Annotated in this window: 12 protein-coding genes and 1 rRNA gene (1 of these 13 running past the window's edge); 5 read left to right on the top strand and 8 right to left on the bottom strand. The window is 33.3% G+C overall.

Features of this window, described 5'->3' with window-relative positions:
- A 16S ribosomal RNA gene (locus SM9_RS02070) occupies positions 1–646 on the bottom strand; it reaches 829 nt to the left of the window's first position.
- 655 nt (positions 647–1,301) lie between these two features.
- On the opposite strand from SM9_RS02070, the gene mer reads away from it, so the two are divergent.
- From mer to SM9_RS02050, 4 genes are all read left to right on the top strand, one after another.
- On the top strand, positions 1,302–2,264 hold the full coding sequence (gene mer, locus SM9_RS02065) for a 5,10-methylenetetrahydromethanopterin reductase (RefSeq protein WP_058738563.1): 963 nt from the start codon (positions 1,302–1,304) through the stop codon (positions 2,262–2,264).
- 110 nt (positions 2,265–2,374) lie between these two features.
- Positions 2,375–3,457, top strand: coding sequence for an archaeosine biosynthesis radical SAM protein RaSEA (locus tag SM9_RS02060; RefSeq protein WP_058738562.1), 1,083 nt, complete (start codon positions 2,375–2,377; stop codon positions 3,455–3,457).
- Between the two features lie 43 nt (positions 3,458–3,500).
- Positions 3,501–3,980, top strand: a complete 480-nt coding sequence (locus SM9_RS02055) for a DUF308 domain-containing protein (RefSeq protein ID WP_058738561.1) — start codon at positions 3,501–3,503, stop codon at positions 3,978–3,980.
- 20 nt (positions 3,981–4,000) lie between these two features.
- On the top strand, positions 4,001–5,281 hold the full coding sequence (locus SM9_RS02050; protein WP_157064634.1) for a nucleotidyl transferase family protein: 1,281 nt from the start codon (positions 4,001–4,003) through the stop codon (positions 5,279–5,281).
- On the opposite strand, the gene SM9_RS02045 is transcribed toward SM9_RS02050, so the two are convergent.
- Genes SM9_RS02045 through SM9_RS02020 form a run of 6 tightly spaced genes read right to left on the bottom strand, consistent with a single transcriptional unit; the run spans position 5,268 to position 10,021 of the window.
- A complete protein-coding gene (locus SM9_RS02045; protein ID WP_058738559.1) occupies positions 5,268–6,002 on the bottom strand; it encodes an NAD(P)-binding domain-containing protein in 735 nt (244 codons plus the stop codon). The genes SM9_RS02050 and SM9_RS02045 overlap by 14 nt on opposite strands.
- A 7-nt stretch (positions 6,003–6,009) precedes the next feature.
- Positions 6,010–6,870 (bottom strand): damage-control phosphatase ARMT1 family protein, encoded by an 861-nt coding sequence (locus SM9_RS02040; protein ID WP_058738558.1) that lies wholly within the window; start codon positions 6,868–6,870, stop codon positions 6,010–6,012.
- A 1-nt stretch (position 6,871) separates the two neighbouring features.
- Positions 6,872–7,075: a MoaD/ThiS family protein gene (locus tag SM9_RS02035; RefSeq protein WP_058738557.1), complete on the bottom strand. Its 204-nt coding sequence runs from the start codon at positions 7,073–7,075 to the stop codon at positions 6,872–6,874.
- On the bottom strand, positions 7,076–7,996 hold the full coding sequence (locus SM9_RS02030; protein WP_058738556.1) for a TIGR00269 family protein: 921 nt from the start codon (positions 7,994–7,996) through the stop codon (positions 7,076–7,078).
- A gap of 8 nt (positions 7,997–8,004) precedes the next feature.
- A complete protein-coding gene (locus tag SM9_RS02025) occupies positions 8,005–9,162 on the bottom strand; it encodes a vWA domain-containing protein (RefSeq protein ID WP_058738555.1) in 1,158 nt (385 codons plus the stop codon).
- 1 nt (position 9,163) lies between these two features.
- Entirely contained in the window at positions 9,164–10,021 is an 858-nt protein-coding gene (locus SM9_RS02020) for an AAA family ATPase (RefSeq protein ID WP_058738554.1), read from the bottom strand.
- 123 nt (positions 10,022–10,144) lie between these two features.
- On the opposite strand from SM9_RS02020, the gene SM9_RS02015 reads away from it, so the two are divergent.
- Complete coding sequence (locus SM9_RS02015; protein WP_058738553.1) at positions 10,145–10,546, top strand: hypothetical protein; 402 nt, start codon at positions 10,145–10,147, stop codon at positions 10,544–10,546.
- Between the two features lie 7 nt (positions 10,547–10,553).
- Here the strand turns inward: SM9_RS02015 and SM9_RS02010 are convergent, their stop codons facing one another.
- Entirely contained in the window at positions 10,554–12,155 is a 1,602-nt protein-coding gene (locus tag SM9_RS02010) for a dihydropteroate synthase-like protein (protein ID WP_058738552.1), read from the bottom strand.
- Positions 12,156–12,298: the final 143 nt, after the last annotated feature.

Here is a 12,298-nt window from a genome sequence, read left to right as displayed (position 1 = left end):
AGGATTACAGAATTTCACCTCTACCCTGGGAGTACCTCTAACCTCTCCCGGTCTCAAGTCTAATAGTATCTCCAGCTATTCCCACAGTTAAGCTACAGGATTTCACCAGAGACTTATTAAACCGGCTACGGACGCTTTAGGCCCAATAAAAACTGCTACCACTAGAGCTGCCGGTGTTACCGCGGCGGCTGGCACCGGTCTTGCCCAGCCCTTATTCCAAAAGCTCTTTACACTAATGAAAAGCCATCCCGTTAAGAATGGCACTTGGGATCCCCCCGTCGCGATTTCTCACATTGCGGAGGTTTCGCGCCTGCTGCACCCCGTAGGGCCTGGAACCTTGTCTCAGGTTCCATCTCCGGGCTCTTGCTCTCACAACCCGTACCGATCAACGGCTTGGTAAGCCATTACCTAACCAACTACCTAATCGGCCGCAGACCCATCCTTAGGCGAAAAAACATTTAAACAAAAAACCATTGCAGGAATAATTGCCTATCCAGTATTATCCTCAGTTTCCCAAGGTTATCCCGGTCCTAAGGGTAGGTTATCCACGTGTTACTGAGCCGTACGCCACGAGCCTAAACTCGTTCGACTTGCATGGCTTAATCGAATCCCAATAGCAGTAGCATCTGCCAGGATCAAACAGAATTGAACACATAACAGACATAATACTATAATATTATGAAGTACGCTAAAAAAATATAGACGAGTATTTACACTAAAAATCAGTCATAAAAAATTTCTATAACCAAATTTCACCACATCTACAAAACCAACATCATACCCGAAAAACTCAGGTACTCACGAAAGCATATTCAATGAATTAATAATGAAATTAATTAAATAAATATGATAAATTATAGCTACATGCGGAAAAGCAACCATCATAGTCATAATTGTCCAATACAACAAGACTTAGGTCATCGCCATAAAACACATAGCACATCTAATAGAGAGATGGATTCAATTAACAAAATCAATTAAAATAAATTGCAAAATAATAAATAATTAAAAAATATGAAATATCAAAAATATATTTTAAAAATAAATACATATAATAATCTTATTAAAAAAATAATGTGTTAAAATTAATATTTAAATAAAAATTTTAAAAATGTTTGAAGAAATTCCAACAAAAATAAAAGTATTAATAAAAAATAAATTCGTAATACAAAAATAAAACCACATAATATTATATAAAGAAGATATCCTCAAAAAATTATGAGTATTTAAAACTTTCTAATTAAATTAAATAAAAATTACTTTATATATTACATTACTAATATTTTAAATGGTGATAAAATATGAAGTTCGGTATAGAATTCGTACCTCAAATACCATTAAATGAAATTGTAGAATTAGTAAAATTAGCAGAAGACGTTGGTTTTGAATATGCATGGATCACTGACCACTATAACAACAAAAATGTATACGAAACCTTAGCATTACTTGCAGCAAATACTGAAACCATTAAAATGGGTCCTGGTGTAACCAACCCATATGTAAGAAGCCCTGCAATCTCTGCTTCTGCAATCGCAACTATTGACGAAATCTCAGAAGGTAGAGCAACCTTCGGTATTGGTCCTGGTGACAAAGCAACTTTCGATGCTTTAGGAATTGAATGGACTAAACCTGTATCTACCATCAAAGCAGCAATCGCTGACATTAACACCTTATTAGCTGGTGAAAAAACTGAAGCTGGAGCAGCTTTAGGCGGAGTTAAAAAAGTACAAGACCACATCCCAGTATATATGGGTGCACAAGGTCCTAAAATGTTAGAAACTGCTGGAGAAATCGCTGATGGTGTATTAATTAACGCTTCCAACCCTAAAGATTACGAAGCAGCTATGCCTATGATCAAAAAAGGTCTCGAAGCAGCTGGCGGAGACAAAGCATTCGATGTTGGTGCATACACTGCAACTTCCATCGGACCGGACTCAGACGCAGCTAAAAACGCAGCTAAAATCGTTGTTGCATTTATTGCAGCAGGTTCCCCACCTCCAGTAATCGAAAGACACGGATTACCTGAAGGATTCAACGAACAAATGGGAGCATTCTTAGCTAAAGGTGACTTCGGTGGAGCTATCGGTGCTGTAACTGATGAAGCATTAGACGCATTCTCAGTATGTGGTACTCCTGATGAATTCATCCCTAAAATTGAAGGCTTAGCTGAAATGGGTGTAACTCAATACGTAGCAGGTTCCCCTGTTGGTAAAGACGTAAAAGAATCCATTAAATTATTAGGAGACGTAATTGCAAGTTTCTAAACTTGCTTTCTCTTTCTTTTTTATTTTTTTAAAACACGTAAACACAACTTAATAACAAAACTTATTTTTAACAATAATTTTTAATTATAGCAACATTATAATATAATATAATGGAAATTGAAAATTTATGCAAAGAAATTAGAAGTAGGGCTTTTGAGCGAAAAGAACCAAAAACACCAGAACAAGTTGGTGCAAGTTGGTATAATGATGATTTAACATATGATGGTGTTTCAAAAACATTATTTATAATCCTACCAACTCCAGGGTGTTCTTGGGCATTGGGAGATAGCGGAGGATGTACCATGTGCAGTTATGTGTCTGACTGTACATTAGAACCGATAGATAGTGAAACCATCTTAAAGATTTTTAATGATCACCTTTCCAGATTCGATATAGAAAATGAAGATAAGATATCTGTAAAACTGTTTGCGTCAGGCAGTTTTCTAAATCCATATGAACTTCCAATCGAGGCACGTGACGAAATACTTACCACTCTGGCAAATATGGATAATGTAAGTGAAATCATTGTTGAGTCAAGACCGGAATACGTAAAAGAAGAATATTTGGATGACATCTTTTCAATTATTGGAGAGAGATTATTTGAAGTCAGCATAGGACTTGAAACTTCAAATGATTATACGAGATTAAATAAAATCAATAAAGGTTTTACTTTAAAGGATTTTAAAGATGCAGTAAAATTGATGCAAGAATTGAGGGATAAAAAAGGTTACAACCTCAAATCCAAAGCATATATCTTTGTAAAACCAATACTCACATCCGAATCACAGACAATAGCTGAAGCAATACAGACCGCTAAGGATTGTGAGGCTATGGGAGTGGACAGGTTATCAGTTTGTCCTGCAACAATCCATGGTGGAACAGTTATCGAGAGATTATGGAGAAAAGGTGCCTATCAACCTCCTTGGATTTGGAGCTGCATTGAAATCATCAATACAATAAGGAGTGAAGTAAGTATTCCTGCCCTTTTAGACACATCAGGTTTCGGTTCAAGACGCGGCCCGTATAACTGTAAAAAGTGCAACAAAGATTTAAAACATATGATTATTGATTGCAATTTAACCCAAAGTATTATAGAATATGATTGTGAATGTAAAAGTGAATGGTTAGCTGAAGTTAAAAATGCAGATATGAACCAGTCTAAAACAAAAATCAAACATATACCATTATATTAAAATAATACAATGATTAATAATTATTAAGTGGAGGATTTTTTAGATGAAAAATAAAATTGTTAGTTTACTGGCCATTATTTTCGGAATAATGATTATTGCATTTCCAATGATTGGAATAATATCTTCAGGTGCAATACTTGGATTATCCGTTTTATTAATATCAATATTTACATTGATGACCGGCCTAATGATAATTGATTATAATACCTCTGGAGCAATTATCGATATTATTTTAAGTATGATATTGCTTTTCATAAGCATAGGCATAATATTTAATCCAACATTGATTGGATTTTTAACTGAGATTTCCCTATATCTCGGAGGAATCATATTAATCATTGGCGGTGTTGTATCCTTAATCAACAATCGTACCTCAAAAAATGGATTTTATATTGGAATAGCTGGAATAATTCTTGGTGTAATATACATTATTGTTGGAACTTATGTTGCAAATCCTATAATTTTAGGTACTCTAATCGGAATATGGTTAGTGATAAGTGGTGTAATGAGATTAATTTACTAATCTCAAAATTTCTTTTTTTGGTGTTTAACTTGATATGTATTAGCGCAGATTTTGACCCCGTGCATAAAGGTCATGAAAAATTAATTAGCGAAGCTCGAAAAATTGCTGACAATGAATCAAAAAAGCTTGTTGTATATTTGAACAAAGGTTTTAGTGCAAATCATGCACCTTTTTTTACAAGCTTTGAGGCAAGAAGTGAAATGGCACTTGCTTTAGGTGCTGATGAAATAAAATCATTTGAAGGGCTGCATCACAGATTAGTCCTATCATACAGTGTTCCTATTAGGCTTCAAAAGATGATTGATGATGGTGCAACAGATTATATCACATCAGCAAGTATTTCTTTGGATGAAATAGCTAAAAAAGCACAAAAATTTGTCAAAGAAGGAAACTTTGTTGGAATGCCGAAAAATTATACTAACCGAAATGAAATTAGGTGGTATGCACTCAATGAGTTTTTAGGCTCCAAATTAAAATTCCATATTGTAAAGGAGTTGAATAAAGATAAATATTCCGGTCGTTTGATTAGGCAATCCATTATCGATAATGACTACACCATCACAAAAGAAATTAAAAAATTACTTCCAAAATCAACCGTTGAAATCCTGGAAAATGAAATATCTAAAAACAACATTAATCTTGGCCGGAACTGGGATGACATATATAAAAGAATGAATACATACTCAAGAGGAAATCTCACAAAAATAGCTTACCTTAACGGCGAGACCATAAATCAGATTATTAAAAAGAGAGTTTATTCAAACCCAGAATCCGTTTGGGCAGCATTCAGAAGATCAAATTATGGTCCGGTCATGACACGCCTTGCAATAAGCTCAATTGAAGAGGACGTTACCAAAAAAGAAGTGATGGACCTGATGAAAAGCTACGAGGCAAAGGGAGTAATTCCTAAAATGCAGAAAGTTTCCAAAGTTATTGAAAGGGCATGGTATGTTGCATCTAAAACACATGAGGGAATGAGTGCAAAGGAAGCGAATAATAATTTCAGACAGGGAAACATTGATGTTGATGATGTTCCTTTAGAACTTAATGCAGGATTGAATCTAACTCGATTTGAAACAAAAATAATGAAAGAGGATTTAAATGCGGATTTATATGTCGACAAGAATAATAAGATATCTGTTCAGCTTAAAAGTGAAGGCAAAAAAATAAAAACAAATCTTAGACTGCCTGCAAAGGAAGTGACTTATCTGAGATACATTATGGATTCTCATTTTATCCCTGTGACGGCTAAAAGTAAAAAAGATAAAAAAGGATTTAAGATTAACGTTAAAATTGCTTAAGCTTATGCAGAGCCGCTTTAACCATTTCCAAGTCTTCATCATCAAAATATTCCAGAATTGCTTCAAGTTCTTCAGCTTTTCTTTTGGATGACTTTAATGTATTGTTAATTCTGGAAAGTGATTTATTTTTAAACTCATCACCTTCAGTTAATGATAATATATTAAAAAATTCATCTTCAAGATTTAAACTGGAAGCAAGAGAATAACACTCTATCAGCAATACGGATAGTGACTTAGTGTATGTGCTTCTAAGCAGCTTCAATTTAGATGCATCACCAATATTATCTGAAATTATTTTAACATCAAGAAAATCATTCAAGAACAGCAGTTTCTCCGAATCCTTTCCTGACAAATATAATATAGGATTTTCAGCATCGATTTTACCGATAATCGCTCCATCAACAAGATTGTCTACAATATCATTAATTTTTAGAGTAGTGTTAGGGGAAATATTATTCAAATCAAGATATATGACATTGGTATTTCGACATTTTTCAGCCACGTCCACTGCTTTAAATGGAGTTACGGCAGAAATGACAATATCAGATTTTTCAATAGCTTCGCCATAAGAAGGAAAAACTTCAACATTGCTTTTTTTGATCAAATAAATTGTATCCTGTGACCGGTTTTCTGTTGAAGTAATCAGATTAATGTCTTGCGATTGGATTAGCTTAGAAAGAGTATATGAAACTTTTCCAAATCCAATGAAAGCTATATTCATATTATCACTACTTTTTTAAAAGCAACATGTCATGTAAATTAACGCCGATATCATTTGCAATAGTATTGCATTTTGCACAAAGCAGGAAGTAAATATCCTTGGATGACAAATCGATTTCAGTCAAACCTTCATAATTTCCCATACCCTTAGATATGATAAACTCATGGGAATTGAAAATTTCTCTAAACTCATCAGATATTTCACTGTCCACATAGCCTACTGTTCCAGCACCTATTTCAACAATTTCACCGAACTCGTCCAAACCAGTGTTTATTGCATCCTCCATGCACGCATCATTTAAGATAGGTTCTGATTTAACAGCGATAGTTATGTCCATATCATATTCTTTGATTTTGGACAGCAATAATTTATCGAAAACTATCTCGCCTGTATTATCAACCATGTACAATACATTATCATGTTTTTTCAGTGAATTTTCAAAGGATTCTATATCCTTAACAGTTAAATCCTTACCTAAAGCATCTTTAATAAATTTTTCAATGTCATCACTTAACTCAAAAGCTCCAAAGTCTAATATATTACCCACAATAGCTATTTTAACACGATTTTCTAGATTATCATTTTCCTTTAGGATATTCTGTGCCAAAGGCAAGTATTTTAATGCTATGTCATTGCCTAATTTTTTTTCATTAATGTATGGATCATGACAATGAGTCTTTTGTTTTATAAGATTGTGGATATGAGAACCTGTTTTATTTGAGTTAGTTCCTTTTTTAAATGTAGTGGACAAATATTTAAAAATGTCATTGATGATTTCTATTTTCAATTCATCATCATCTGTTGCCAAATCCATAGCTTCGCGAGCCTGTCTTAAAAAACATGCCCCACATTCATAACTGATCTTCAAATTAACCACCATAGATAATTTGAATTAATTGAATCTCATCACCATCATTAATTAAAGTATCTTCAATTACCAATTCTCCGTTTTGCTTGGCAACGACAGTTTGTGCAGATAAGCCCAATTCTAAAATTAAATCTTTAATCGTGTAATTTTGTGAAGTTATTTCTCTTGATTCTAAATTTTCTTGAATTTTTAATGTAAAAGACATTTAATCACCTTTTAATTCTTCAATAAATGAACATGCTTTACACAATTCATTAGCTGCAGGTTCACCACATTTTATACATCTTCCATGAGAATAGTCCTTTTTAAAATCCTCTTTAAGTGCATTTTTAATTTTATCATAACCTCTTAAAGTTGAGTATTTAATGGTAGGGTGATCTTCGCTCAGTTTATTGATAACTTCTGAAACTTCACCCCTGAATGACTGCTGTGCATATGGACAGCTTGCAAAATGAACTTCCAATTCTTTAGCAACAACATATAAACCAATTTCTCTTTCAGGAATTTCCCTTAAAGGTTTAATTTTTACAGTGAATTCCTTTGCTTTTGATTCTGTTTTTGCACCAAGTTTGGTTAAATTATCTGTATTGCCTTCAAGATAGTTCATCATTATTGCCTGAACTTCATCATCCAAATTATGGCCAGTAGCGATTTTAGTTGCACCCATTTCACGAGCAGCCTTGTTAATTAAGGTTCTTCTAAAAACCCCACAGTATGAACATGAACCCTTATGATTCGGCTTTTTCATTATCTCATCCAAAGTAATGCCATATGCATCCTTTAGTGAGACTATTTTATGTTCTATGCCTAACCTTTCAGCATGGCGAATAGCTATGTCAACACCATCCTGACGATAATTGTCAATTCCTTCATCCACAGTTACAGCACATATATCTATAATATTCATTTCACGAAAAGAATTTAAAATTTCCAATGTCGTTACACTGTCTTTTCCTCCTGAAAGCGCAACCAAAACTTTATCTCCCTTATCCAATAACTTTTCTTTTCTGACTGTTTTAATAACTTTCTTTTCAATCGATTCAATGAAACAGTCCTTACATAAATACTGACCAGACTGTTCTTTTTTAATAATAACATTAGGATTACCACATTTGGTACAATCCATACTCTCACCTACATTTGCTCTACAAACTGAGCCAACTGATTTAGCGTGTTCACTTCAAAAACATGAGCTCCAGCATCCTCATAAAGTGAAACACAACTGTCAACAATATCCCATTTATTTCTATCTTCAGGATTTAAAATAACAACCTTCTTGGAGTCCCGAACCATTTCTTCAACCAAATGAACGCTTGCAGGAATACCATTTTGTTTTGGACCTGCCCAATCCCTGCAGTCAGACAATATGATTACATATGATTTGTTGCTTAAATTTGCCTTTTCCTGAAACTGCTTAAATGCACTATACATGTCTGAAGTTCCATGAACCATCATGTTTTTAACTCTCAAGTCTTTAACCTTAACAAATGAATCTATCAAATATTCTTCTTTTAGAGCATCGGTTGTTTCAATAACCTTATTATCAAACTCAAATGTTCTTGAATGTTTAAATGCAGTTTGTGCTGAAAACATCAACATAAAAAACCAACTACTTATCCATTCACATGACCCGCTAATGTCATTTAAGAACAAGTGTTCATTTTTATGTGGTCTTGGCTTTGCCTTAATAAGCTCTATAGGCACTCCACCATATTTCAGATTGGCACGGATTGTTCTTCTCATATCAATTTTATGGGAAGATGTTCTTACCTTACGTCTTGAACGTTTATTGGCAATCCTCCTACCTAATCTTTGACAAATTTCAAGCATGCGAGGATCAAATCTATTTAATTTAGTTAAATCCTTATTCATCAGCTCACCATCCCGTTCAAGTTCTTTTACTTCATCCAATAATGGCTGACCTGACAACATTTTTAACTTTTCATTATTTATTTTTTCTTTTTGAACCTTTTTGTATGCATTATTTTGCTTTTTGATAATATATTTATTAGATTTAGGACCAGTACCTCTATATGCCTTACCTTTTTCCAACATTTCCTCTTCTTCAGAGGCTACTTTTTCCTTTTTAAAAATTTCTTCAAAAATCTTGTTGAATTTAGGAATGTCATATTTATCTTTCACATAAATCGCTCGTAAAGCAGTTCTAAGCAAATCCCTATCTGTTTCACCAAATTGAAGATAAACCTCACTAGCAGAAAAAGTACTCCTGATACTGACAGGCAAACCTTCATCCCTCAATTGATTAGATAGATTGGCTATTTTAGTAATCATATTAATATTTCCTATCTAAGACATCCTTAATAACACGTTTTTTATCACTTTCAGTTTTAATAGCTACCCCAACACTTTCTTTCATTGCATCAGCAGTATTTCTATTTCCTAAACTTGAAACAGATTTAACCCAATCAACAGTTCCTCTGACTGAAGGTTTTTTAAGCAAGTTAAGATTTCTGATTTCATGGACAATCTTAACAACAGTTGAAACCGTTTCTTCATCAGCTTCAGGAAGCTTGGATTTAACGATTTCGATTTCTCTTTCAACACTAGGATATGGAATATATAAGAACAGACACCTATCTTTGGTTTCATCCAAAAGAGATCTTTGGGAGTTAGATGTCAATATAACAATCAAATCATTTTGCAGTTGGAAGGTACCCAAATCATTAATTGTAATTTCCTGCTCACCTAATGCCTGAAGTAAAAAGCTTTCTACTTCCTCATCTGCTTTATCAATTTCATCGATGAGTAAAACAGAATCCTTTTCGTTTAAAAAAGCATTTAAAAGTGACCTTCTGATGAAATACTCTTCTTCAAATATTGTATCTTCTTTAGACTCTGCATTTTTTGCAGCTTCCAAATGTAACAATTGTTTTTGATAATTCCATTCGCCGACAATCTGTTCAAATGTTATGCCCTCATAACATTGTATCCTGAAAAAATCCCTATCAAAAGTTTTAGCTACCACTTTTGCAAGTTCAGTTTTTCCAACACCTGGAGGGCCTTCTATCAACATGGGTTTACCTAATAAAAAAGATAAAAATAATGTTGTAGATATTTCCTTATTAGAAACATATCCCTCCTCTAAAAGAGCTTTGTCAATATCTTTAATAGTAATTTCTTCATTTTGCAAATTTAAACACCATATAAAATTTACTTTAATTAATTTATATAATAAATATAATTTAAAGTTTATGAAAAAGATTATATATATTAATGAATAAAAAATATTACTAATCTAAAAAGGAGGGTGAAAATGAAGTTTGACAATATAGTTATTATAGTAGTTATTGTTGCAATAATCCTATTAACTATGGGTGCATTTGTTTATACAAGCAATAGTGATGTTACAACAAATAACATTACAGATGTGAATAATACAAATAAAACAAATGATACTAATAATATATTTTCATTTTTAACTGGAAACTCTACTGGTGATTCAGGAAGTTCAAGCAGTTCCAGTAGTAGTTCAAGCAGTTCAAGTTCATCTTCAAGCAGTAGTTCATCATATAGTGGAGGCTCTTCATCCGGTGGAGGAAGTTCTTCATCTGGAGGAGGAAGTTCTTCAGGTGGTGGCTCATCATCCGGTGGAGGAAGTAGTTCCGGAGGTGGCTCATCTACACCTTCAAGGGATTATGATATTGTTGAAGATTAAAAAAATATTAATTTTTAAATTGGTCGGGATTTTTGAATAATTCAAAATCCTGAACATACTCTTTACCCGTAATCATTGCAATTTCTGCTTTTTGCAGTTCGCTCCCAAGATAAGCTGCATGTTCCATGCGGGTAACAAGTTCTTTTTTTATTATTTCTTCATAGATTTCTTTTGCGGTTTTGCCTGCAATTACCAAATCAGCATTATTTTTCTTAAAATGAGTAGCAATTATCCTACTTTCACTAACAGTAGTTCCATAATCAACATTTATTCTGAAACTACCTGCCTTATCACGTATAAATTTTAGGGGTTCTGTAATTTTCGCCTGAGGAATTCCATCCAACTCGTTTTCTATAATATCATTTCTTTTATGTTTATCCTTAAATGCAACAAGATTAATTCCCAAATCCTTGGGTATTGATTTTCTATGCTTTGCAAGAAACATCATTTTAGATGCGGTTGAAAGTTCATAAACGCTTCCTCTTGTTTTTCCACTTTCTTCAGGAGTGAACAGTATACTTACGCCAAGTTCCATACCAATACCTGCCAAAAGTACATTGACACCTCCAGAATCGGCATCCATTAATTCAGTCACATTACCAACACCAAAAAACATTGGAGCCTTGTTTACTTTATGAAAATCCCTGCATGCAATTATGGATTCAACAATACTTGCACTGTTAACAGGATCCAATATCAAATCAGCAACATACTTTAATCCATCGGTATCATCAATCAATTGATGCATTGCATTAACACGCTCTTCGGGCGTTTTAGGTGAAATTCCTTCAGTAAAATTAGTCGGAAGCAGTACTGCAGGAATTCCTTTTTCTTTTAACAATGGAGCAACTTTAGATTGATTTCCCAAGTCAAGACTTAATACAAAATCTATTCCATTTTCAGCAGCGACCTTAATTTCATCTGCATTCAATGTATCGATGCTTAACGGCCTGTCGCCAACAATCGGTCTTAAAGTATTTATTAAATCGGGAATCTTATCTGAAAAGTCTTCACCTGCAGCCATACCTATATCAATCATGTCCGCTCCGCAGTCAACAAAGTACTGACATTTATTTATTAATGCTTCTTTTGATAAAAATGGCGCATTGGCGATTTCGGCCAGAACTCTCATTGGAAAATCTTCGCCAACAGGCAGTTTTCCAATCATTATATTATTCGGTTTTTTGAGAAGTTTTTCTATATTTTCAGTATCATTTTCAAAGTCTTCAATAATTTTAAAGGCTTCTTTTCTTTTTTCTTCTTCAATCAGTTTATCTGCAGGCTTATCTTCAGACAATTGGATATTTTCCAAAAGATTTAAAACCATTGCCAAATCCGCCCCATCGGTAGAGCCCTTAAATGTTGGAATTCCAAGTTCCTTAGTAATTTCTTTAGTGCCTTTTTTAATTAAACCTGGAACTAAAATTAAATCAATTTCATCCAACTGATTAGCAAAATGAGTTTTTACTTCTTTTATAATCATATTAGGAGTTAAAAAAGCTGCAACTTGCGTATCTGCAACATGCACGATTACATCTTCATTAGCATCTTCAACTACACTTCTAATTAATGGATAAGCCAAATCCCCAGTAATGATTAAAACTTTCATATTAACTCCTCAAAATAATTTATAATTATTATATTATATTAAATCTTTGAAAATGCAATAAATATTTTAAACAATCATATTAAGCCAAATCCATTAAATATCTCTTTATTAGATAAAAAAATAAATATTGAAAAATTAACATT

Origin of the sequence: Methanobrevibacter millerae, assembly GCF_001477655.1 — an archaeon.
Lineage (GTDB): Archaea > Methanobacteriota > Methanobacteria > Methanobacteriales > Methanobacteriaceae > Methanocatella > Methanocatella millerae_A.
The sequence above is the reverse complement of the archived record's forward strand: the minus strand, read 5'-3'. Positions and strand labels throughout refer to the sequence as shown.